Origin of the sequence: Burkholderia sp. AU38729 (assembly GCF_020419725.1) — a bacterium.
Classification (GTDB): Bacteria; Pseudomonadota; Gammaproteobacteria; order Burkholderiales; family Burkholderiaceae; genus Burkholderia.
Genome location: NZ_JAIZQO010000001.1, coordinates 621,143 through 643,249 on the forward strand (window position 1 = coordinate 621,143; position 22,107 = coordinate 643,249).

20 protein-coding genes are annotated in these 22,107 nt (G+C 68.6%); 13 read left to right on the forward strand and 7 right to left on the reverse strand.

The window, feature by feature from the left end; genetic code table 11:
• Positions 1-72: 72 nt before the first annotated feature.
• Positions 73-1,101, reverse strand: a complete 1,029-nt coding sequence (locus LGM56_RS02745; RefSeq protein WP_226202669.1) for a LysR family transcriptional regulator — start codon at positions 1,099-1,101, stop codon at positions 73-75.
• A 188-nt stretch (positions 1,102-1,289) separates the two neighbouring features.
• A complete protein-coding gene (locus LGM56_RS02750; protein WP_226202671.1) occupies positions 1,290-2,081 on the reverse strand; it encodes an SDR family NAD(P)-dependent oxidoreductase in 792 nt (263 codons plus the stop codon).
• Between the two features lie 396 nt (positions 2,082-2,477).
• On the opposite strand from LGM56_RS02750, the gene LGM56_RS02755 reads away from it, so the two are divergent.
• From LGM56_RS02755 to LGM56_RS02805, 11 genes are all read left to right on the forward strand, one after another.
• The gene (locus LGM56_RS02755) at positions 2,478-3,359 is read left to right on the forward strand and encodes a neutral zinc metallopeptidase (protein ID WP_226202673.1); all 882 of its coding nucleotides are present in this window, start codon (positions 2,478-2,480) and stop codon (positions 3,357-3,359) included.
• Positions 3,360-3,522: 163 nt separating this feature from the next.
• On the forward strand, positions 3,523-4,293 hold the full coding sequence (locus LGM56_RS02760) for a helix-turn-helix transcriptional regulator (RefSeq protein WP_226202675.1): 771 nt from the start codon (positions 3,523-3,525) through the stop codon (positions 4,291-4,293).
• 194 nt (positions 4,294-4,487) lie between these two features.
• Positions 4,488-5,990, forward strand: a complete 1,503-nt coding sequence (locus LGM56_RS02765) for an aldehyde dehydrogenase family protein (RefSeq protein ID WP_226202676.1) — start codon at positions 4,488-4,490, stop codon at positions 5,988-5,990.
• Between the two features lie 42 nt (positions 5,991-6,032).
• Entirely contained in the window at positions 6,033-7,373 is a 1,341-nt protein-coding gene (locus LGM56_RS02770) for an aspartate aminotransferase family protein (RefSeq protein ID WP_226202678.1), read from the forward strand.
• Positions 7,374-7,609: 236 nt separating this feature from the next.
• Positions 7,610-9,112: an APC family permease gene (locus LGM56_RS02775; RefSeq protein ID WP_226202680.1), complete on the forward strand. Its 1,503-nt coding sequence runs from the start codon at positions 7,610-7,612 to the stop codon at positions 9,110-9,112.
• Positions 9,109-9,696, forward strand: a complete 588-nt coding sequence (locus LGM56_RS02780) for a DUF3156 family protein (RefSeq protein WP_413226736.1) — start codon at positions 9,109-9,111, stop codon at positions 9,694-9,696. Before LGM56_RS02775 ends, LGM56_RS02780 begins: the two co-directional genes overlap by 4 nt.
• A 61-nt stretch (positions 9,697-9,757) precedes the next feature.
• A complete protein-coding gene (locus LGM56_RS02785) occupies positions 9,758-10,696 on the forward strand; it encodes a helix-turn-helix domain-containing protein (RefSeq protein WP_039344159.1) in 939 nt (312 codons plus the stop codon).
• A gap of 167 nt (positions 10,697-10,863) precedes the next feature.
• Positions 10,864-12,072: a porin gene (locus LGM56_RS02790; RefSeq protein WP_226202682.1), complete on the forward strand. Its 1,209-nt coding sequence runs from the start codon at positions 10,864-10,866 to the stop codon at positions 12,070-12,072.
• A 290-nt stretch (positions 12,073-12,362) separates the two neighbouring features.
• Positions 12,363-13,601, forward strand: a complete 1,239-nt coding sequence (locus LGM56_RS02795) for an ABC transporter substrate-binding protein (protein ID WP_226202684.1) — start codon at positions 12,363-12,365, stop codon at positions 13,599-13,601.
• A gap of 34 nt (positions 13,602-13,635) precedes the next feature.
• Positions 13,636-14,505, forward strand: coding sequence for a carbohydrate ABC transporter permease (locus LGM56_RS02800; protein ID WP_226202686.1), 870 nt, complete (start codon positions 13,636-13,638; stop codon positions 14,503-14,505).
• Positions 14,475-15,362: a carbohydrate ABC transporter permease gene (locus tag LGM56_RS02805; RefSeq protein ID WP_373452556.1), complete on the forward strand. Its 888-nt coding sequence runs from the start codon at positions 14,475-14,477 to the stop codon at positions 15,360-15,362. The genes LGM56_RS02800 and LGM56_RS02805 overlap by 31 nt, the downstream gene beginning before the upstream one ends.
• A gap of 32 nt (positions 15,363-15,394) precedes the next feature.
• On the opposite strand, the gene LGM56_RS02810 is transcribed toward LGM56_RS02805, so the two are convergent.
• The gene (locus LGM56_RS02810) at positions 15,395-16,417 is read right to left on the reverse strand and encodes a LacI family DNA-binding transcriptional regulator (RefSeq protein WP_226202688.1); all 1,023 of its coding nucleotides are present in this window, start codon (positions 16,415-16,417) and stop codon (positions 15,395-15,397) included.
• 6 nt (positions 16,418-16,423) lie between these two features.
• Between LGM56_RS02810 and LGM56_RS02815 the strand changes: the two genes are divergently transcribed.
• Positions 16,424-17,344 (forward strand): phosphatidylinositol-specific phospholipase C, encoded by a 921-nt coding sequence (locus LGM56_RS02815; protein WP_226202690.1) that lies wholly within the window; start codon positions 16,424-16,426, stop codon positions 17,342-17,344.
• On the opposite strand, the gene LGM56_RS02820 is transcribed toward LGM56_RS02815, so the two are convergent.
• The gene (locus tag LGM56_RS02820) at positions 17,341-18,297 is read right to left on the reverse strand and encodes an alpha/beta hydrolase family protein (protein ID WP_226202692.1); all 957 of its coding nucleotides are present in this window, start codon (positions 18,295-18,297) and stop codon (positions 17,341-17,343) included. The genes LGM56_RS02815 and LGM56_RS02820 overlap by 4 nt on opposite strands.
• A 56-nt stretch (positions 18,298-18,353) precedes the next feature.
• Complete coding sequence (locus LGM56_RS02825; protein ID WP_226202694.1) at positions 18,354-18,965, reverse strand: LysE family translocator; 612 nt, start codon at positions 18,963-18,965, stop codon at positions 18,354-18,356.
• Between the two features lie 87 nt (positions 18,966-19,052).
• Here LGM56_RS02825 and LGM56_RS02830 point away from each other — a divergent pair, with 87 nt between their 5' ends.
• Positions 19,053-19,580, forward strand: coding sequence for a GNAT family N-acetyltransferase (locus LGM56_RS02830; RefSeq protein ID WP_226202696.1), 528 nt, complete (start codon positions 19,053-19,055; stop codon positions 19,578-19,580).
• Positions 19,581-19,597: 17 nt separating this feature from the next.
• Here LGM56_RS02830 and LGM56_RS02835 read toward each other — a convergent pair whose 3' ends face one another.
• Positions 19,598-20,659, reverse strand: a complete 1,062-nt coding sequence (locus LGM56_RS02835; protein WP_226202698.1) for an alkene reductase — start codon at positions 20,657-20,659, stop codon at positions 19,598-19,600.
• A gap of 82 nt (positions 20,660-20,741) precedes the next feature.
• Positions 20,742-21,050: an ArsR/SmtB family transcription factor gene (locus LGM56_RS02840; RefSeq protein WP_089427115.1), complete on the reverse strand. Its 309-nt coding sequence runs from the start codon at positions 21,048-21,050 to the stop codon at positions 20,742-20,744.
• Between the last annotated feature and the right edge of the window lie 1,057 nt (positions 21,051-22,107).

A 22,107-nucleotide genomic window follows, 5' to 3' on the forward strand; every position in this document is an offset into this window, starting at 1 on the left:
AGGAACCTCAGTTTCCCGAAGACGGGCCGCGCCCGTCCAACAAGAAAACAAATTCGCGGTGAACAGGTTTTCTTATGAGCGGCGCGGGCGGCGTTTTGCGGCGGGCGGGGCGGATGGTGTCGTGCGCTTCGCTTTTGTCGGCGCTTTCGCTTTGGCTTTTGTCGCGGGACGGGCGGGTGTTTTGTCCGCGCTGTCGGGCGCGGCCGTCTTCGCGTGATGCGCGGCGGCCGACATTGCACGCGCGACTTCGCTGGCCAGCTCCGCGATGCGCGCGGCCACCGGCAGGCCCTGGCTGCGGTATGTCGCGACGAGCGGCAGCGCGGGGAATTCGGGTTCGACATCGAGCAGTTCGAGCGTGCCTTCGTGGAGTTCGCGCCCGATGATCGCGGGCGGCAGCGCGGCCACGCCGAAGCCGTCGGCGACGAGGCGGATCATCGCGGCGACCGACGTGATGCAGTTGATGCTGGCCGGCCGCTCGACGGCCGCGAACAGCCGCTCGATCGTCGCGTGCGGGCCCGAGTGGCGCGAGAAGCTGATGATCGGGAATGCCGCGAGGCGCGCGGCGTCGAGCGATTGGCCGCCGAGCCCGAGGCGCGGGCTGGCCACCCAGCGCACCGGGAATTCGCACAGCGGCAGGTTCGTGAAATCGGGGCCGGGCACCGGGTCGGTCTGCAGGATCAGGTCGACGCCGTCGGTGCTGAGCAGGCGGATCAGGTGCAGCGTCGTGTCGCTCGTGATCTCGACGTCGAGGCGCGGATAGCGCTCGCGCAGTTGCGCCATCAGCGCGGGGAACCAGCTGTGCACGATCGATTCGATCACGCCGATCCGGATCAGGCCCGCATCGCTCGCCGCATCGATGTCGCGGCGCATTTCGCCGTCGAGGCGCACGATCCGCTCCGCGTACGCGAGCATGCGGCGCCCGGCGGGCGTGAGCGTGGCCGAGCGCGTGTTGCGGTCGAACAGGCGGACGTCGAATGCTTCCTCGAGCGACGCGATGCGGCTCGACACGGCCGCCTGTGTGGTGTGCAGTTTTTCGGCCGTGAGCCGGAAATTTTCCAGCTTCGCGAGCCAGACGAAGGTTTCAAGAAACCGGATGTTCATCGACGTTCGAACCGTGAGGCGGTGCCGGGCGGGCGGCGGGATCGGTCGATGGTAGCGGATTTTCGGGGGCGGGAAACAAGCGGGCGGCGCGGTATGCGTGCGGCGGCGGATGCGAGGTGGAGCGCAGGGCGCGTGCACGAAGCGCAGCCCGCGACGCGTACGTCACGCGTGCGCCGCACCCACGCGCATCAAAGCTTGTCGAACGCGAGCGTCGGCACGTCCACCACCATCGCGCCGCCGTCGGCGACGAGCGTCGCGCCGGTCACGAACGACGCGTCTGGCGACGCGAGGAACGCGCACACGGCCGCGATCTCGTCCGGATCGGCCGCGCGCCGCAGCGGCACGTCGGCGCTGACGCGTGCATACGCGCCGTCGAGCGTGTCACCGTGCGCCGACATCAGCGGTTCCATCTCCGCGTCGGCCATCGGCGTGCGGACCCAGCCGGGGCACACCGCATTCGCCCGCACGCCGTGCGGCCCGTAGTCACGTGCGAGCGACCGGGCGAGCCCGAGCAGCGCGTGCTTGCCGACCGTGTAGCCGCACACGCCGGGCCCGGCCGCGAGCGCGGCGATCGATGCGACCAGCACGATGCTGCCGCGCTGCGCGATCAGGTCGGGCAGGCATGCGCGCGCGCTGACGAACGCGGTGTCGAGGTTCGCGTGCATCGCGTCGCGCCATTGCGCGTCGTCGGTTTCGTCCGCGCGGCCGAGGCCGTGGCCGCCCGCGCATGCGACGAGCGCGTCGACGCGGCCGAAGCGTTCGGCGATCCGCGGCAGGAAGCGGGCCCAGTCGGCGGTGCTCGCGGCGTCGCCGGCCAGCGCGAGGCCGCCCGTTTCGGCGGCCAGCGCGTCGAGCGGCGCCTGGCGCCGCCCGATCAGCACGACGCGGTCGCCGCGGCGGGCGAAGCGGCGCGCACACGCGGCGCCGATGCCGGTGCCGGCGCCGGTGATCGCGATCGTGCGGGGTGACGGGTGGGTCATGTCGTGCTCCGGAAAGGTGTCGTTTCCGGTCACTTTAGGCGGCGCGGGCGCGCGCCGGTATCAGCCGAAAGGATGAACGCGGGCGGCATTCCGGCGATCGGCGCGGCTGCGAGCCATTTTGCAAAGGCTGACGATGTGCGGCGCCGAATCGCTCTATCCTCCACATTTTTGCGATAAGTCACGAAAGCCCGGCAGAATAGCGCGGGCGGGCCGCGCATCGACGCGCGGCGCACCGGCCGGCCGATTCCGTCGTGCGAGCGGAGCGGCAGGCCGGCGATCCCGGCGGCAGCGCACCCCACATGCGCGCTGCATCGGCCGGGGATCGTGTCACGACAACCTATCGCCCGGTTGCGCGCTCGCGTGCCGGACCATCGACAAGAACAGGGAGGGCCGGCTATGAGGCTGGACGACGAAACGGAAAGCACGAACGTCGAGGATCGCCGCGGCGCCGGCGGGTTCGGCGGCGGGCGTGGCGCGACGATCGGCATCGGCACGATCGTGGTTGCGTTCGCCGCGTCGTATTTCTTCGGGATCGACCCGCGCGTGATACTCGAAGGCGCGTCGGCGCTGCAGGGCCGCCAGCAGCAGGCGCAGCCCGCGCCCGCGCAGCGGCAGGGCGAGCCGGCGAACGATACGGGCGCGGTGTTCACGCGCAAGGTGCTCGGCAATATCGAGCGCACGTGGACGGGCGTGTTCAATACCCAGCTGCACGCGCAGTACCAGCCGCCGACGCTCGTGATGTTCACGAACTCGACGCCGACCGCATGCGGCACGGGCCAGACCGCGATGGGGCCGTTCTACTGCCCGGGCGACCGCAAGGTGTACATCGACCTCGGCTTCTACGACGAACTGCGCAAGCGTTTCGGCGCGGGCGGCGATTTCGCGCAGGCTTACGTGATCGCGCACGAGGTCGGCCACCATGTGCAGAACCTGCTCGGTATTTCCGACAAGGTCGACGCCGCGCGCCGGCGGGCGAGCCAGGCGCACTCGAACGCGCTGTCGGTGCGGATGGAGCTGCAGGCCGACTGCTTCGCCGGCGTGTGGGCGAACAACGCGCAGCGCGCGAACCAGCGGCTGATGGAACCCGGCGATTTCGAACAGGGGCTGAAAGCGGCGGCCGCGATCGGCGACGACCGGCTGCAGCAGCAAGGGCAGGGCTATGTCGTGCCGGAGAGCTTCACGCACGGCACCAGCGACCAGCGCGTGTACTGGCTGCGGCGCGGGATGCAATCGGGCGAACTGAGCGCCTGCGACACGTTCGCCGCGAACGCACGCTGAAAGCGGCGCGCGTACCGTCGCGCGCCCGTATCGCCCCGGCCGAACCCGCGATGCCGGCCGGGCCGGGACGATTTGCCGATTTGTGCTCACCGGCGCTTTTCGGCGTCGGTAGGCTGGCCCGAACTTCGATCTTCAATAAGTTCGCCCGCCAGCCGATTCCACCATGCCGACCTCATCCGCTCCCGCCGACCCGGCCGCCGCCGACCCGGCCGCCGCCGACCCGGCCGCCGCCGACTGGCCACGCGCGCTGCGCGCGTGCGTGGACGCGTTCGACGCGTTCGCGAGCCCGTCCGCGATCGTGTTCTACCGGCTCGACCAAAGCGGCGAACCGGCCGATTTCGAGCTGTTCGGGATGCCGGAATCGATGCATCGCACCTATGTCGCGCGCTACCGGATGCTCGATCCGCTGCATCCGTCGCGCTGCGCGGCCGGCGAGCGTGCGGTCGTCACGCTTGCTTCCCAATTGCCTGACGAAAGGCGCGACGCGTCCGCGTACTGGACCCGCTTCCTGCGGCGGCACGACGTGGCCGACGTCGTCGAGATCTGGCTGCGCGACGCGGGCCGCACGGTCGGCGCGTTCTCGCTGCTGCGCTTCGGGGCGGGCGACACGCGCGGCGGCGTGGCCGGCAACAGCACGGCCGGGCGGTTCGCGCCCGGCGAAATCGATGCGCTCGCGCGGCTGCAGCCCGTGGCCGAAGCCGCGCTGAGCCCGCTGCTGCGCGCGCGGCGCGGAATTCACCGGATCGGCTGCGAGGAGCGGTTGACCTACCGCGAGGAGCAGATCGCGCGCCTCGTGCGCGACGGCCGCTCGAACAAGGAGATCGCCCGCGATCTCGCGCTGGGCCAGCCGACCGTCAAGACGCACCTGATGCGGATGTACCGCAAGCTCGGCGTGTCGAACCGCACGGAACTGGTGGGGGCGTTGTTCCTGTAATTCATCGGATAATTGCGATCCGGACTTCGAACCTTTCGCGATCGCCAGCCATCCCGCGGGATTCGAACCCGCCCACTCAGCGCCCACGCGCTGCCAATTTGCGCTCACCGGGCGCGAACCCTCGTCGATACAGTGGAACGACGCCCGCGTGCCCGTGCGCACGCGGTCCAGCCACGACAATCCTCGAGACGCCCATGAGCACCACGAATTTCGTCGCCGTCAGCGACACCGTGCGCACCTTCGTTGCGCGCGACTTCGGCCTCTTCATCGACGGTGAAATGCAGCCCGCCCACGCGGCCGCGCGGCTCGACGTGTACGACCCCGCGACGGGCGAGCGGCTTGCGACGGTCGCGGACGCCGACGCACACGACGTCGACCGCGCGGTCGCCAGCGCGAAGCGCGCATTCGACACCCGCGTGTGGAGCGGCCTGCGCCCGGCCGACCGCGAACGCATCCTGCTGAAACTCGCCGACCTGATCGAAGCCGACGCCGAAACGCTCGCGCAGCTCGAAACGCTGAACCAGGGCAAGTCGATCCACGTGTCGCGCGCGATCGAGGTCGGCGCGAGCGTCGAATACGTGCGCTACATGGCCGGCTGGGCGACCAAGATCACCGGCCAGACGCTCGACGTGTCGATCCCGTTCCCGCCCGGCGCGCGCTATACGGCCTATACGCGCAAGGAGCCGGTCGGCGTGGTCGCCGCGATCGTGCCGTGGAATTTTCCGTTGATGATCGCGGTGTGGAAGCTGATTCCCGCGCTCGCGGCCGGCTGCACGATCGTGCTGAAGCCGTCGCCGGAAACGCCGCTCACCGCGCTGCGACTGGCCGAGCTCGCACGCGAAGCCGGCGTGCCGCCCGGCGTGTTCAACGTCGTCACCGGCGGCCGCGTGTGCGGCGCCGCGCTCGCGAGCCACCCGTCGATCGCGAAGATCTCGTTCACGGGCTCGACCGCGACCGGCAAGCTGGTCGGCGCGGCGGCCGTGCAGAACATGACGCGTTTCTCGCTCGAGCTCGGCGGCAAGAACCCGATCGTGATGCTCGACGACATCGACGTCGCGCAGGCGCTCGACGGCGTCGCGGCCGGCGCGTTCTTCAACCAGGGGCAGGTGTGCGCGGCCGCCTCGCGCATCTATGTGCATCGCAGCAAGTTCAAGCAGCTCGCGGACGGCCTCGCGGGCGTCGCGCAGTCGATGAAGCTCGGCGCCGGCCTCGACACGACCGCGCAGATCAACCCGCTGGTCTCCGCGCACCATCGCGACAAGGTCGTCCAGCACATCGAAGGCGCGCGCCGCGCGGGCCTCACGTTCCTCGCGGGCGGCACGCCGGCCGACGACCTGCCCGGCTACTACGTGAAGCCGGCGGTGATCGCCGATCCGCATCCGGACAGCGCGATCGTGCGCGACGAAGTGTTCGGCCCGGTGATCGTCGTCGTGCCGTTCGACGACGCGGCGGATGCGGTGCGTCTCGCGAACGCGTCGCCGTACGGCCTCGCCGCGAGCCTCTGGAGCAACGACCTGACCCGCGTGATGAACCTCGTGCCGCAGATCGAGGCCGGCACCGTGTGGGTGAACTGCCATATCCCGCTCGACCCGTCGATGCCGTTCGGCGGCTACAAGCAATCGGGGATCGGCCGCGAATTCGGCCAGTACGCGATCGAAGGCTTCACCGAAACCAAATCCGTCTGCATCGCGCACTGACGCGCGGCCTCAACCTCAACCGATCCGACAGTGGAGACTGCAATGAGCTACAACGAAGCGAAATTCTGGCACCCGATGCTGCACCCGAACGAGATGAAACAGCGCACGCCGATCCGCATCGTGCGCGGCGACGGTTGCTACGTGTTCGACGAACAGGGCCGCAAGCTTGTCGACGGCGTCGCGGGCCTGTGGAACGTGAACGTCGGCCACAATCGCCAGGAAGTGAAGGACGCGATCGTGCGCCAGCTCGACGAGCTCGAATACTTCCAGCTGTTCGACGGCATTTCGCATCCGCGCGCGGAAGAACTGTCGAAGAAGGTGATCGACATGCTCGAACCGGAGGGCATGCGCCGCGTGCTGTACAGCTCGGGCGGGTCCGATTCGATCGAGACCGCGCTGAAGATCGCGCGCCAGTACTGGAAGGTGCGCGGCCAAGCCGACCGCACGAAGTTCATCTCGCTGAAGCAGGGCTATCACGGCACGCACTTCGGCGGTGCGTCGGTGAACGGCAACACGGTGTTCCGCCGCAACTACGAGCCGAACCTGCCGGGCTGCTTCCACGTCGAGACGCCGTGGCTGTACCGCAACCCGTTTACACAGGATCCCGAAGCACTCGGCCGGATCTGCGCGGAGATGCTGGAGCGCGAGATCCAGTTCCAGAGCCCCGACACGGTGGCCGCGTTCATCGCGGAGCCGATTCAGGGCGCGGGCGGCGTGATCGTGCCGCCGGCCAACTACTGGCCGCTGGTGCGCGAGGTGTGCGACCGTTACGGCGTCCTGCTGATCGCCGACGAAGTCGTGACGGGCTTCGGCCGCAGCGGCAGTATGTTCGGCAGCCGCGGCTGGGGCGTGCGCCCGGACATCATGTGTCTCGCGAAGGGCATCTCGTCGGGCTACGTGCCGCTCGGCGCGACGGTCGTGAACGCACGGATCGAGGACGCGTTCGCCGCGAACGCCGATTTCGGCGGCGCGATCATGCACGGCTACACGTATGCGGGCCATCCGGTCGCCTGCGCGGCCGCGATCGCGAGTCTCGACATCGTCGTGAAGGAGGACCTGCCGGCCAACGCGGCGAAGCAGGGCGCGTATCTGCTCGAAGCGCTGAAGCCGTTCGCGGAACGCTTCGCGGCGGTCGGCGAAGTGCGTGGCAAGGGGCTGATGCTCGCGCTCGACCTGGTCGCGAACAAGGACACGCGCGAGCCGATCGACCCGCTCTCGGGCTATGCGAACGCGGTCGCGGAAGTCGCGCGCGAGAACGGCGTGCTGGTGCGCCCGGTCGGCACGAAGATCATCCTGTCGCCGCCGCTCGTGATCCAGCGCGAGCAGCTCGACCGGATCGTCGACGCGCTCGCGGCGGGTTTCGAGGCCGTGCCGTTCGCGTGACGGTGTGACCCCGTGACGGCGCGCCGGCGGCGGGCAGCGTGGCCGCCGCCGGTTTGCCAATTTGCGCTATGACCGGATTATTTTGCCTGCGTATTTTTTCGACATCGGATCGAGGTGTGATCGACTAGGGGCCCGGGAATCGAAGCGCTGAAGCGCCGCCCGGGCCGACCGCATAGCCATGGAACCCCGGCCGCCAACGAAGCGTCGGCCGGGGGCGACACAGGAAGGAGACAGGGATGTCGGGATGGTCTGGAGTTACCGGCGCAGCGGGCGACACGCCCGCCGGCACGCCGGCTGAAGCGGGTGGCGGCACGGTGCTGAAGGCGGGTGCGGTCGGCTTTCCGACCGCGCTGGCGAGCGCAGTCGGCCTCATCATGGCCAGCCCGGTGATTCTCACCGCGACGTCGGGCTTCGGGATGGGCGGCTGGGCGTTCGCGGTCGCAATGATCATCGCGTTCGTGATGATGCAGGCGCAGGCGACCACCTTCTCCGAAGCCGCCGCGATGCTGCCGACGGCCGGCTCGGTTTACGATTACCTGTCGTGCGGGCTCGGCCGCTTCTGGGCGATCACCGGCACGATCTCCGCGTATTTCCTCGTGCACGTGTTCGCCGGCACGGCGGAAACGATCCTGAGCGGCATCATGGCGCTCGTCAATTTCGAATCGCTGAATGCCGCGTTCGAGAAGCACAACAGCTCGTGGCTCGTCGGCGTCGGCCTCGTGGTGACGTTCGCGATCACCAACATCATCGGCATCAAGGTGTTCAGCAAGCTCGAGATCGTGCTGACGGCCGGCATGTGGCTGTCGCTGATGATCTTCGGGATCCTCGGGCTCGCGGCCGCGCCGGCCGTGCATCTCGACGGCTGGTTCGGCGGCTCGGAAGTCGGCACGTCGGTGCCGGCCGTGCTGTCGCTGGTCGGGATGGCGATGTTCATGTTCGTCGGCTGCGAGTTCGTCACGCCGCTCGCGCCGGAAATGAAGTCGCCGGGCAAGACGATTCCGCGTGCGATGGCGCTGGGCCTCGTCGGCGTCGCGATCTGCATGTTCCTGTATGGCGCGGCGATCCGCCGCCAGGTCGCGAACGTGCCGGTGAGCCCCGACGGCCTCACGCATTTGCTCGACACGCCGGGCGCGATTCCCGCGTTCGCGCTGCAGGTGCTCGGGCCGTTCGGCCGCGTGTGGTTCGGCATCGCGTTCCTGTGCGCCGGTGCCGCGACGATCAACACGCTGATGGCCGGGCTGCCGCGCATCCTGTACGGGATGGCGATTGACGGCGCGCTGCCGCGCTGCTTCGCGTACCTGCATCCGCGCTTCAAGACGCCAGTGGTCGGCATCGTGGCGGCGGCGATCGTGCCGATCTTCCACGCGTGGCTGATCAACGGCAATCTCGACAGCATCCTGCACCTCGTGCTCGCCGCCACCTGCGCGTGGGGCACCGCGTACCTGCTTGTCACCGCGTCGGTCGTGATGCTGCGGATTCGCCGCCCGGACCTGCCGCGCCCGTACCGTTCGCCACTGTTCCCGCTGCCGCAGATCGTGTCGAGCGTCGGCATCATTCTCGCGATCTGGTACATCACGCCGCCGGGCATGAACGCGCGCGACATCTACGTGCCGTTCGGCGCGATGCTCGGGCTCACCGCGCTGTACGCGCTGTTCTGGACGCTCGTCGTGCAGCGCCGGCATCCGTTCAAGCCGGTGCCGGTCGAGGAAGTGCTGCGCAACGAGCACGTCGCATCGTGAAGGCCGTGCTCGCCCGCTGGCGCATGGCGCCCGATGCGCCGCCGCCCGGCCACCGGCCCGGCGCGATCGCCGCGCGCGTGCTGGCCGATCTGCGCGCCGAGCGGGATGCCGATCACGTCGGCAGTCGGACGGCGAGGCTGCCGAACGGCGTGCGCGTGAGCATCGACGAGCGGGTCGACCGTCAGTTCCTGATGCACACGATCAGCGTGAAGGTGGCGGCCACCGCGTGCGGCCCGGCCGTGCAGGGCAGCGCGCGCGTGCGGCAGACCGGCTGGCTGCGCTGCACGGGTATCGACGCGCTGGCCGCTCCAGGATGCGACCCCGGATTCGCCGACACGCTGGCCGCGCTGGTCGCCGAGCCGTCGCTGGCCGATGCGCTGCGGCCGCTGCACCTGACCGACTGCACGATCGACGCGCGCGACGGCCGCTGGACGCTCGCGATCGTGCCGTTCGGCGGCAGCGAGGTCGTGAACCGGATGCCGTCGTTCCGCCGCTACGTCCGCCTGACGGGCGAGCAGGCCACCGCGCTGTCGGCGGCCTGTCTTGCGTTCGAAACCGCACTACGCAGGATTTTGCACGGGTAAGCTGTGGCGTTGCGCGCCGGGGAACCGGCGGCCGCGTTTAAGGGTTTTACCGGAGATGCCGATGCTGTTCCAGTCACGCTCACACGAAGACGTGCACGATCACGGGCTCGCGATCGCGGGCTGGCATCAGGTGTACCGCCAGATGACGCCGGGCCGCTTCAAGGGCACCGTCACGCAGGTGCTGTACGACGATTTCCACTTCTTCCGCGAAACGACCAACCGGCGCGTCGCGCAAACCGGGCTCGCGCCGGCCGGGCGCACGTCGCTCGCGGTGCCGCTGTCCGTGCCGCTCGCGGGCACGTTCCAGGGCCAGCCCGTCGACGGCTATGCGCTGCTGGCGCTGCGCGCCGGCGAGGATTTCGAATTCCACACGCCGGAAGGGATGGGGCTGGTCGGGATCAGCGCGGCGTCCGACATGGTCGACGAGCTCTGCGAAGCCGAATTCGGCGCATCCGGCGCGCGCAAGCTGCGCCACGTGACGCGGCTGTCCGACGAGCAGGGCGTCGCGCTCGGCGTGCGGCTGTCGTCGCTGATCGACGACGCGCAGCGCAACCCGGGCCACCTCGAATACGCGGCCACCCGCAAGATGTTCCGCGACGCGATGCTCGGCATGTTCCTCGATGCGCTCGAGCAGGGCATCGGCGTCGAGCGCCGCGATATCACGCACGCCACCTACAGCGACATCGTGAGCCGTTGCGAGAAGCATCTGCGCGACCGGCCCGAGGAACCCGTCACCGTGCTCGAACTGTGTCGCGCGCTGCGCTGCAGCCGCCGCACGCTGCAAACGAGTTTTCAACGCGTGGCCGACGTCACGCCGGTCGGCTATCTGCGCACGATCCGGCTGAACGCGGTGCGCCGCCTGCTGCGCACGACGCCCGTGCAGCAGCTCGGCGTCGGTGAGGCTGCCGCGAGCTGGGGGTTCACGCACCTCGGCTATTTCGCGCGCGAGTATCGCGACCTGTTCGGCGAGCTGCCGTCGCAGACGACGCGCCCCGAATGATGCGCGCGCGCCGCGACGGCGCCGCCGGGCACCGTCGCAAGCAACGCGTGCGACTGTTTGCCGATTTGCGATAGAGGTCCTGAATTTTCGCTGGATAGAGTCCTGTCACCCATATCGATAACCCCATCGATCTGCACTGCGAATCGATGACAACAGAGGGGCGGGACATGAAGATCGGACGACGACTGGCCGCGGCGGCGGCGACGCTGGGTTGCATGCACGCACACGCGCAGACCTCGGGCAGCGTGACGCTGTACGGCACCGTGGATACCGGCATCATCTACTCGACGAACCAGCAGTTCACGCGCGCCGACGGCAGCACGGGCGGCGGCCATGCATGGCAGATGGGCGGCGGCAACCTCGTGCCGTCGCGGTTCGGCTTCCAGGGCGCCGAGCCGCTCGGCGGCGGGCTCAGTGCGGTGTTCACGCTCGAGCAGCAGTTCCTGTCCGCGAACGGGCAGGCGCTGCAGGGCGGCACGGCCTTCAGCCGGCAGGCATGGGTCGGGCTGCGCCAGGACGGGATCGGTACGCTCGGCCTCGGCCGCCAGTACGACTCGTACACCGACATGCTCGGCGCGTACGTGTCGAGCAACAACTGGGCGACGCCGTACGGCTCGCACCTCGGCGACGTCGACAACCTGAACGCCGCGTTCAACTTCAACAACGCGGTGAAATTCACCAGCGCCGATTTCAACGGCCTCACGTTCGGCGGCACGTTCAGCTTCGGCGGGCAGGCCGGCGATTTCTCCGCGAAGCGCGGTTACGCGGTGGCCGCGACGTATACGCGCGCGCCGGTTGCGTTCTCGGTCGGCTACGTCGACCTGCACCAGCCGCTCGACGCGGCGCTCGGCGGCGCGAACGGCTATATCGGCGATTTCGCGTGCAGCAACCCGGGCGCGATGTATTGCCTGCTGCAGGATGCGGGCTCGATGCGCGCGTTCGGCGCGGGCGGCTCGGTCACGTTCGGCGACGCGACGATCGCGCTCACCTATACGCATACGCGCCTCGGCGACAGCCGTTATTTCTCGACCACCGCGCAGCCGCGCACGCAGGCGTTCACGTTCGATATCGGCGAGGTGAACGCCACGTATATGTTCACCCCCGCGCTGCAGGGCGGCGTCGCGTACATCTTCAACGCAGCCCACACCGACGGGCGCGGCACGACGCGGTTCCACCAGGTGAACGTCGGCACGAACTACAGCCTGTCGAAGCGCACGGCGCTGTATGCGGTCGCGATCGGCCAGATCGCGAGCGGGAAGGGGCTCGGCACCGACGCGGACGGTAACGCGGTGAACTACGCGCAGATCCCGGTGCTCGCGAACAGCAACTCGAGCCGGCAACTGGCGGTGATGGCGGGTATTCGCGTGAATTTTTGAGCGCAGGGCATGGGACACGGCGCGCGGAACGCGGGCGGCTGGCGACGAGAAATGGGCGGCGAGCAATGGGCGGCGAGCAGCAGGCGGTTGGAGGGCGGCCGGGTTGTCGCCCGACTCGCTGTGGCAAGCGCTGCCGCAGGCGTGGCGCACCGGCGATCGCCGCGTGCCATAAATTCTTAACGATCGGCGTGAACAATAGCGTTCGCTACAGGCGGCCGGAAGCATCCCCCGCGTTGCACACGTGTGCAACGCCCGGCCGTCCCGCCACCACGTCGAACGAGAGAGACCTCATGACCTTGCTGAGCCGCCTGCGCGCGCTGTCCGCCGCCCTTGCGCTGTCCTTCGCCGCCACGCACGCCGTTGCCGCGGATCTCGTCATCGCAGGCCGCGACGATATCTACGGCAAGGGGCTGGCCGACGCCGTCGCCGGCTTCAACAAGCTGCACCCGGGTACCGAGATCGAGCTGCTCAAGCTGCCGAACGCGAACCTGTACCAGAAGCTCAAGCTGTCGATGCGCGAAGGCACCGGCGCGTTCGACCTCGTGATGATGGACGACACGTGGGCGCCCGAATTCATCGGCAACGGATGGCTGAAGCCGCTGCCCGCGTCACTCGCGGATGCCGATCTCGTGCCGTCCACAGTCGCGCTCGGCCGCAACGCGGCCGGTGCGCTGTACGCGTTGCCGATCGTCGGCAACGTCGAGATGTTCGCGTACCGCAAGGACTTGCTCGCGAAGTACAAGCTGCAGCCGCCGCGCAACTGGGACGACGTGCTGAAGATCGCGCAGACCGTCGGCGGCGCGGACAAGAGCGTGTCGGGCGTCGTGTTCCGCGGCACGAAGGGCAACCCGGTCGTGACGGGCTTCCTGCCGATCCTGTGGGCCTACGGCGGCGACGTGTTCGACCGCGCCGGCAACGTGACGATCGATTCGCGTGAGGCGCAGGCGGCGCTGAAGACCTTCCTCGCGCTGAAGGCGTCCGCGCCGAAGGACGTCGACGTGTACGGCGCGGCGGAAGTGCGCGATGCGCTGCAGCGCGGCACGGCCGCGCAGTCGATCGAGGTATGGCCGGCGTGGGTGCCGGCGCTCGACGATCCGAAGCAGTCGCGCGTGGTCGGCCAGATCGCGCTGCAGCCGCCGCCCGGGCAGACCGCCGGCCCGGCGCCGATGCTCGGCATCTGGCAGATGGGCATCCCGAAGGACGCGCCGCACGCGAAGCTCGCGCAGGATTTCCTCGCGTACCTGACCGCGCGCGACACGCAGACGCGCCTCGCCGGCATCGGCATTCCGCCGACCCGCCGCAGCGTGTTCAACGATCCGGCGCTGGTGCGCCAGTACCGCTGGTATCCGGATCAGTTGAAGGCGCTCGAAGCTGGCCGTGCGCGGCCGCGCGTGAACGACTGGCAGCAGGTCGAGAGCATTCTCGGCGACCAGCTGCAGCTCGCGCTGACCGGGCAGGCCGCGCCCGACGCCGCGCTGCGCCAGGCGCAGCAGAAGATCTCGCAGGCGACGGCCGCGGCCGGCAAGTGACGGCTCGCCTCGAACGCTCGCCGGGACCCAGCGCATGAAAGCCTTCGGCCGTAGCCTGCCGTTCGTCGCGCTGCTCGGGCCCGCGCTGCTGGTGCTCGCCGCGCTCGCGCTGTATCCGGTCGCGCAGGTGCTGATCGATTCGTTCTGCCAGGTCGACTATTCGGCCGGCCGCCGTGCATTCGCCGGGCTCGCGAACTATCGCGCGGTGCTCGGCGACGACGCGTTCACGGCCGGCTTCGGCAACACGCTGCGCTTCACGATCGTCGCGTCGCTCGTCGAAGTCGCGCTGGGTTTCGGCCTCGCGCTGCTGTTCGTGCGCGCGTTTCCGGGGCGGCGCATCGCGCTGCCGCTCGCGATCCTGCCGATGATGCTGTCCACGCTCGTGTGCTCGGCGATCTGGCGCAACTGGCTCAACTTCGACGGCTTCCTGAACGCGCTGCTCGCGGCGTTCGGCATCGAAGGCGTGCGCTGGCTGTCCGATCCGCATCTCGCGCTGTGGTCGCTCGCGCTCGTCGACGTATGGCAGTGGACGCCGATGGCGTTCCTGATCGTGCTCGCCGGGCTGCAGTCGATCCCGCAGGAGCTGTACGAAGCCGCGCGCACCGACGGCGCGAGCGAGTGGCAGTGCCTGCGCGACATCACGCTGCCGCTCGCGGCGCCGCAGATCGGCCTCGCGCTGCTCCTGCGCTCGATCGACACGTTCAAGCTGTTCGACAAGGTCTATGCGCTGACGGGCGGCGGCCCCGGCAACGCGACGCAGACACTGTCGACCTATATCTACGACACGGGCTTCCGCTTCTTCAACGTCGGGCCGGCGAGCGCCGCGTCGGTGCTGATGCTCGCGGCGTCCGCGCTGCTGGTCTCGGGGTACGTATGGCAGACGGTTCGCAAGCGGCGCGCATGACGGCGCAACCCGCTCGCATCACGGGCGCGCGAACGGGCGCCGCATTCGGTCGCGCGATGCCGTGGGCACTGCGCATCGCCGCGCTCGCGCTGTTGCTGCTGCCGTGCCTGTGGATGGCCGGCGCGGCGTTCATGCCGACGCTCGAACGCCTCGATCACCCGTTGCGGATCTGGCCGGCCGCGCCGACCGTCGAGCATTTCGCGTCGGTCTGGTCCAACGGCATCGGCGCGCCACTGTTCAATTCGCTGCTGGTCGGTTTCGGCACGACGCTGCTCGCGCTGGCGCTCGCGTTTCCGGCCGCGTATGCGCTCGTGCGGCTGCGGTTTCCGGCGCGGCTCGACCTGCTGTTCCTGGTGCTCGTGCTCGCGTTGAAGCTGATGCCGCCGATCACGATCGCGGTGCCGCTGTTCGCGCTCGCGAAGCGGCTGCACCTGCTCGATTCGACGCTCGGCCTGATGCTCGCGTACCAGATCTATGCGTTGCCGATGGCGATCTGGATGCTGCTCGCGTTCGTGCGCGACGTGCCGATCGAATACGAGGAAGCCGCCTGCATCGACGGCGCGGGGCTCGCGCGCCGCCTCGTGCAGATCGTGCTGCCGCTGTGCGCGCCGGGGCTGATCGCGACCGCAATTTTCGTGTTCATCGCCGCGTGGAACGAATTCCTGATCGCGCTGCTGTTCGTGTCGACGCCGAGCCGCTTCACGCTGCCGCTCGCAATTGCCGGCTACGTGACGGAGAACGGCATCGACTGGGGCGACCTGATGAGCGCGGGGCTGATGGCATCGCTGCCCACGCTGGCCGTGGCCGGCTATGTGCAACGCTACCTGTTGCGCGGGTTCGCGGGCGGGTTGAAGTGACGCGCGGCGCTGCCGCGCCCGATTCTCCGTGGTTATGCGCAGCTGGCCCGCACCACCTGCGTGACCGGCACGATGCGCGTGCGCGACGGGCCGTCGAACGCCTGCATCCGGTCGGCGAGCAGGTCGACCGCCGCCTGCGCGAGGCCGCGCGTGTCCTGCCGCAGCGTCGTGAGGCGGTACGCATCGTAATCGGCGGCCGGGATGTCGTCGAAGCCGATCACGCGTACGTCGTCCGGCACGCGCAACCCGAATTCGCTGCGCGCGACGTCGATCACGCCGAGCGCGAGCAGGTCGGACGAGCAGAACACGCCGTCGGGCCGCTTGCCGTTCGCGAACAGTTGCCGCGCGGCGTCGACGCCGCTTGCATGCGTGTCGGACGGCGTGTCGAGCACGTGCGCGAGTGTCGCGTCGAACGCGTCGCCGCGCCCGATCGCCTGCTCGAACGAAAAGGCGCGCGACTGCGCGCTGTAGCTCGCGCCGCGCGGCCCGACGAACGCGAGCCGGCGCGCGCCGGCCCGCACGAGCCGCTGCGCTGCGTGGACGGCGCCTGCCGCGTTGTCGCTGACGACGATGTCCGCGCCCGGCAGGTTCGCCTCGCGGTTGATCATCACGACCGGGATCCGGTGTTCGAGATACTGCTGCGCGACCGACAGCGGCGGCGACGCGGACGTCATCACCAGCCCCGCGATCCGGTAGCTGAGCAACTGTTCGAGCGATTGCCGGACCTGGCGCGGATCTTCGGCATTGGTCACGAGCGGCGTGAGCGCGCGCTGCCCGAGCGCGGCCATCAGGTCCGACAGCAGCCGTGCGCGAAACGGATTCTCGAACCCGGCCGTCACGACGCCGATCATGCTGCTGCGCTGCGTGATCATGTCGCGCGCGATCAGGTTGACCTGGTAGCCGAGCGCGCGCGCGGCGATCATCACGCGCTCACGTGTCTGCGGCGCGATGCTCGCCGTCGGCGAGAATGCACGCGACACCGCGGAGCGCGACACGCCGGCGCGCGCCGCGACATCCGATGCCGTGACCCACGGCTTTCTTTCCTTGTCATTCATCGATTCATGATCCCTTCGAGCCACGATACGTGCCTGCCGCCCGCCGACTGGATGTCGGCGCTCGACGATGCACGACTGCTGCATACGCTGACCCTACCGGGCAGCCATGACACCTGTGCGTATACCGTCGACGATCGGCTCGTGCGTACCCAGCATGCGCCGCTCGATGCCCAGCTCGCGCATGGCGTGCGGCTGCTCGACATCCGCTGCCGGCACGTGCGCGATGCGTTCGACATCCATCACGGCGGCATCGCGCTCGGCATGACGTTCGACGACGTGTTGGCAACTTGTGCGCGCTTTCTCGACGCGCATCCGCGCGAATGCCTGGTGATGTCGGTGAAGGACGAATGGCCGGTGCACGCGTGCACACGCGGTTTCGATGCGACGTTCGACGCACATCGTGCGCGGCATCCGCGGCTGCGCTGGCATGCCGGCGGCACGCTGCCCGCGCTCGGCGACGTGCGCGGCGCGATCGTGCTGCTGCGGCGCTTTCGCAGCAGCCGGCCGCTCGGCATCGATTTGACCGCATGGCCCGACAACGCGACGTTCACGATCGATCATCCCGACGGCGCATTCGTGATCCAGGACGAATACCGCGTGCCGGTCGCCGCGTCGATCGGCTGGAAGTGGCGTGCGATCGACGCACTGCTGATGGACCTGCCATCGCCGGACAGCGGCCGCTGGGCGATCAACTTCTGCAGCGGGACGGGAATGGGCGCGAATCCGTCGGTGGTCGCGCACGGCGACGGCAGGGTGCGGGGCATTCATGCGCGGCTGACTGAACGACTGCATGAGCAGCCCGGCCCGTATGGCGCGATGCTGCTCGACTTCTGCGATGACGACGACTGGGCGCTGGTGCGCGCGCTGATCGCGTGCAACGACCATGTGCCGGCGCCGGGCGTCTGGCGCAAGACGTTTCGCTGTTAGCGCAGATTGGCGCTGAAGAACGCGAGCGCCTTTGCATCGAGCGTTTCGTGGAAGGCCGCGCGATCGAATCCCTTCGCATCGGTACAGACGTCAGGCGAGACCTGCGCCAGTTGGTCGGAGCACGGCGCGAGAAACGCGAAATGCGCGGAGTTCGGCACGACGTGGAATTCCGGCCGTTGCGGCAGCATGCCGGCCAGCGCGGGGATCGTTTCCGGCTCCACGCCGTCGCCGCCCGCTTCGGACCCCCACAGCTGGATCGGCGCGTGCACGTCCTTCAGCGTATCGGCGCTCGGGAATTCGTTCATCGGGTCGGCGATCACGTAGGCCTTGATCCTCGGATCGTGCGTCAGCGGCTGGCGCGGCAGGTCACGGTCGCGGATCTGCTTGCAGATCAGCCAGGTCGGGTCCGGGCAGGCCACGTGCGCGTGGACGAAATCCGGATTGGCGCCGGCCAGCACGAGGCCCGTATAGCCGCCGCGCGAAAAGCCGAAGAAGCCGATCCGCGCGGGATCGATATGCGTGGCGTCGGGCTCGGCGGTTAGCATGTAGTCGACCAGGCGCTTGATGTCGTCCGGCCGCTCGACCAGCTCCCGCAGGTCGGCCGCGCGGCTCATGTCGGTATGCGTGTCGCCGGGATGGTTGATTGCCGCGACGACGTAGCCTGCGTCGGCGAGCGTTTCGGCGAGGTCGTGATGCCCGAAGTAGGTACCGGCATGGCCGTGCGAAATCACGACGAGCGGCAGCTTGTCGCCGACGGTCGGGCAGTTGCGTTGCCCTTTCAGCACGAACGGGCCGATCGTGAGCGGCTGCGCGGGGGTTGCGCAGGGTGTCCAGATGACGGCGCGCAGCTCGGGGCCGGCCGTGTCGGCCGGGATGGTGACGAACTTGACGCCGGCCGCGTGCGCGAGCGTGGCGGACAGGCAGAGCAGGGCAGCAGAGAGCCAGGTCTTCATGTCGATTCCCCGGGCAGTGGAGGGGCCGCGGCGCGACGGGCGCCGGACAATGGCGCTCAGCGCGTCGCGATCGCCACCGCCGCACCGGCCATCGCGGTCGCGCTCGTGCGGTTGGCGAACCGCTTCGCGCGTGCCGACGTCAGGAACGCCCGTGCGCGTGACGCCAGCAGCGACCAGAAGCAGTCGGCGAGGATCAGGACCGCGAGCATCGTGCTGACGAGTTCGGCCCATGCGGTCACACCCACGTGCGAGAGATCGACGATCGTCGGCAGCAGCGCGAGATAGAACACCATGATCTTCGGATTGCCGAGCGTAACGAGCATGCCCGCGACGAACATGCGCCACGGCGACTGGCCGCGCGGCAGGTCGTCGGCCCCGGTCTCGGTCGGCGCGGTCCACATCTTCCATGCAAGGAACAGCAGGTACGCGACGCCGAGCAGCTTCAGCACGATCAGCCCGGCCGCGAACGTGCGCGCGAACGCGGACAGCCCCGCGACCGCGAGCGTGAGCCACAGCGCTTCGCCGAGCCACATGGCCGCGAGGAACGGCAGCACGTCACGCACGCCGTTCGTCAGCACGCGCGCGACCAGCGCGGCGACGCTCGGGCCGGGCGTGCCGGCGGTGACGAGCAGGGTGACAGCGAAGACGGCGAGCGCGGACAGCGTCATGACGAACCTCGTGGGTGGGGCGTTCGAAACGTATGAGGTTTCGATTATAGTGACGGCCGTTCCAGACTGTCTGCCTGAATTGCCGTGATGACTGCATCGATCCTGATCCGTCCCGCCACGCGGGAAGACGCGGCCGCGATGGCCGCCGTCGAAGTCGCCGCCGCGCAGCGATTCCGCGCAATCGGCATGACCCAGATCGCCGAAGGCGAGCCGACCGATGCGACGGCCGTACTCGAGCGCATCGACGACGGTCGCGCGTATGTCGCGGTCGATCCGCAGGGTATGTGCGTCGGGTTTGCGTTCTACCGGCTGCTCGATGCGCAGCGGCTTTATCTGGAAGAACTGGATGTCGCGCCGTCGCATGCCGGACAGCGGATCGGCGCGCGCCTGATCGAACAGGTGATGGCACGCGCAGCGCAGGAAGGGATCGCGGAGATCGTGCTGTCGACGTTTCGCGACGCGCCGTGGAATGCGCCGTACTACGCGCGCCTGGGTTTCAGCATCGTCGATGCCGCCGCGCTCGACGACACGCTGCGCGCGATCCGCGCGCACCACGTCGCGCTTGGCCTCGACGAGACGCAGCGCGTGTTCATGCGGGCGGACGTGCGCCGCTGAACACGCGCTGCGGGCCGTCAGGCCGCGTTGCTCAGCGCCGGGTAATCGGTATAACCCGTTTCGCCTTCCGCGTAGAACGTCTCCGGCACCGGCTTGTTGAGCGGTGCGCCGAGTTCGAGGCGGCGCGGCAGGTCGGGGTTCGCGATGAATAGCTTGCCCCATGCGATCGCGTCGGCGCTGCCGCTTGCGAGCGCAGCCTGCGCGGTGTCGAGCGTGAACTGCTCGTTCGCGATCAGCGGGCCGCCGAACGCTTCCTTCAGGCGCGGGCTCAGATGGTCGCCGGAATACGACTCACGCGTGAAGATGAACGCGATCTTGCGGCGGCCGAGTTCGCGCGCGACATAGCCGAACGTTGCCGCCGGGTCGGAATCGCCCATCGTGTGCGCGTCGCCGCGCGGGGCAAGGTGCACGCCGACGCGACCGGCGCCCCACACGTCGATCGCCGCATCGACCACTTCGAGCAGCAGGCGTGCGCGGTTCTCGATCGGGCCGCCGTACGCATCGGTGCGGTGGTTGGTGCTGTCCTGCAGGAACTGGTCGAGCAGGTAGCCGTTCGCGCCGTGGATCTCGACGCCGTCGAAGCCGGCCGCTTTCGCGTTCTCCGCACCCTTGCGGTACGCGGCGACGATGCCCGGGATTTCATCGAGTTCGAGTGCGCGCGGCGTGACGTACGGGCGCTGCGGACGCACGAGGCTCACGTGGCCGCCCGCGGCGATCGCGCTCGGCGCGACCGGCAGGTCGCCGTTCAGGAACACCGGGTCGGAGATCCGGCCGACGTGCCACAGTTGCAGCACGATGCGCCCACCGGCCGCATGCACGGCCTGCGTCACCTGTTTCCAGCCCTCGACCTGCTCATCGGACCAGATGCCGGGGGTATCCGCGTAGCCGACACCCTGCGGCGTGACCGACGTTGCCTCGGTAATGATCAGGCCGGCCGTTGCGCGCTCGGCGTAGTAGCGGGCCATCAGTGCGTTCGGCACGCGCGTCGCGCCGGCACGGGAGCGGGTGAGCGGCGCCATCACGATGCGGTTCGGCAGGGTCAGGTCGCCGAGGGTGACGGGATCGAACAGGGTGGGCATGGCAAATAACCTCTTCACGAAAGGCGGGAAACCGTCGCGTCATGGGCGACGGCGCTCCGCATGGCCGGTTCGGCCGTGTTGACTAGAGTTCGCGGCGCAGGGCGTCGTGAAATGCGTCGATGACGGCCTCGTTGCGTTGAAAGAACGCCCACTGGCCGATCCGTGTCGACGTCACGAGCCCCGCGCGCTGGAGCGTCGCGAGGTGCGCGGAGACGGTCGACTGCGACAGCCCGCAGCGCGCGTCGATCTGGCCCGCGCAGACGCCGTGTTCGTACGGCAGCGTCTGGTTCGGGAAATGCTCGCCCGGCGTTTTCAGCCAGAGGAGGATTTCCCGGCGCACGGGGTTCGAGAGCGCTTTCAGGATGGCTTCGATGTCGAGTTCGGTCGGCATGGATCGGGCGGGCGTTTCAGTCTGGCAAACAGGTATCGTCGATGGGCGAATCATATATCGGAACTTGGCGATATGTTTGAAAGCATTGCTGGCAATGGGGTTGATAGCTGATTCGACCCGATTCGGAGCTCAGAAACGTGCTGGCGCACTTCAGCGGCAACGGTCCCAATGAGGCACCTCGGATTCTCTTCAAGGTGACACACGGGGGTGCGGATCATCTCGAACACCTCCATTCCCGGTCCTGGCACGACCTGGAACTACACTGGGCTGCAACTTCTGACCACGCGCTGTGGATCTCCGCCGAAGGCCTCCGCAATGACCTCACGAAACTACTCGATTCCATCCTTGACGAGAAGTCTTCAGCGACGTCGACGTTGGCTGCCATGGGCAATGGTGGCTCACAGCTGCAGGCCATTGTATTCCGCAATGAGCTTCGGCCTAGGAACTGGCCCGATGGGAAATGCGTCGCGGAAATGGCTGACAGTGCGTCCCGAAGCAACTCACACCTGTACGCGGCTCGTGGGCGCTTGAATGGAGCGCTGCTTGGAGTTTGGGGCGCTGCGGAACGGACCTACAGGCACCCAGACTTCCAGTTCAACGCGCAGGGTGCGATACTCCCGGCGGTCACTGATCTGCTGAAAGTCCTCCTCGGGGATTAACGCGATAGAGACGGCTGGCGGCGCGTATTCTGGCTCTATTCGTCGCTCCCGCTACCTTCTGGCGAAACGCCGGCAAATGTCTTTGTGCGCAATCCGCAGCGTCTCATCAAGGCAGCCGGAGAGGAGTACTGCGGATATCCCAGTAGTCACCGGGGAGCCAGGATGCTGCTGCGTTCCGATCGAGCTTGGGACTGCCCCGGCTAGCCCCCGGCGTGCGTCCGCGCGATGGATCGGGGAGCGGGTTTGCCGGCAGGTGGGCGGACCAAAGTCAGATACCGGCGAGAAATCCAAAGGATTGGGGCGTGTCAAGGCTCCCGTTTCCGATTCGTCATTGCTGGCGGGCAGCGATTAGTTCCATCGGAAGCGGAAATGAATAGTACTGTGCTCGATGAGCGAAC

Coding starts and splice junctions, on each gene's coding strand:
- LGM56_RS02745 (WP_226202669.1), bottom strand. CDS start 1,101: ATGAACATCCGGTTTCTTGAAACCTTCGTCTGGCTCGCGAAGCTGGAA.
- LGM56_RS02750 (WP_226202671.1), bottom strand. CDS start 2,081: ATGACCCACCCGTCACCCCGCACGATCGCGATCACCGGCGCCGGCACC.
- LGM56_RS02755 (WP_226202673.1), top strand. CDS start 2,478: ATGAGGCTGGACGACGAAACGGAAAGCACGAACGTCGAGGATCGCCGC.
- LGM56_RS02760 (WP_226202675.1), top strand. CDS start 3,523: ATGCCGACCTCATCCGCTCCCGCCGACCCGGCCGCCGCCGACCCGGCC.
- LGM56_RS02765 (WP_226202676.1), top strand. CDS start 4,488: ATGAGCACCACGAATTTCGTCGCCGTCAGCGACACCGTGCGCACCTTC.
- LGM56_RS02770 (WP_226202678.1), top strand. CDS start 6,033: ATGAGCTACAACGAAGCGAAATTCTGGCACCCGATGCTGCACCCGAAC.
- LGM56_RS02775 (WP_226202680.1), top strand. CDS start 7,610: ATGTCGGGATGGTCTGGAGTTACCGGCGCAGCGGGCGACACGCCCGCC.
- LGM56_RS02785 (WP_039344159.1), top strand. CDS start 9,758: ATGCTGTTCCAGTCACGCTCACACGAAGACGTGCACGATCACGGGCTC.
- LGM56_RS02790 (WP_226202682.1), top strand. CDS start 10,864: ATGAAGATCGGACGACGACTGGCCGCGGCGGCGGCGACGCTGGGTTGC.
- LGM56_RS02795 (WP_226202684.1), top strand. CDS start 12,363: ATGACCTTGCTGAGCCGCCTGCGCGCGCTGTCCGCCGCCCTTGCGCTG.
- LGM56_RS02800 (WP_226202686.1), top strand. CDS start 13,636: ATGAAAGCCTTCGGCCGTAGCCTGCCGTTCGTCGCGCTGCTCGGGCCC.
- LGM56_RS02805 (WP_373452556.1), top strand. CDS start 14,475: ATGGCAGACGGTTCGCAAGCGGCGCGCATGACGGCGCAACCCGCTCGC.
- LGM56_RS02810 (WP_226202688.1), bottom strand. CDS start 16,417: ATGAATGACAAGGAAAGAAAGCCGTGGGTCACGGCATCGGATGTCGCG.
- LGM56_RS02815 (WP_226202690.1), top strand. CDS start 16,424: ATGATCCCTTCGAGCCACGATACGTGCCTGCCGCCCGCCGACTGGATG.
- LGM56_RS02820 (WP_226202692.1), bottom strand. CDS start 18,297: ATGAAGACCTGGCTCTCTGCTGCCCTGCTCTGCCTGTCCGCCACGCTC.
- LGM56_RS02825 (WP_226202694.1), bottom strand. CDS start 18,965: ATGACGCTGTCCGCGCTCGCCGTCTTCGCTGTCACCCTGCTCGTCACC.
- LGM56_RS02830 (WP_226202696.1), top strand. CDS start 19,053: ATGACTGCATCGATCCTGATCCGTCCCGCCACGCGGGAAGACGCGGCC.
- LGM56_RS02835 (WP_226202698.1), bottom strand. CDS start 20,659: ATGCCCACCCTGTTCGATCCCGTCACCCTCGGCGACCTGACCCTGCCG.
- LGM56_RS02840 (WP_089427115.1), bottom strand. CDS start 21,050: ATGCCGACCGAACTCGACATCGAAGCCATCCTGAAAGCGCTCTCGAAC.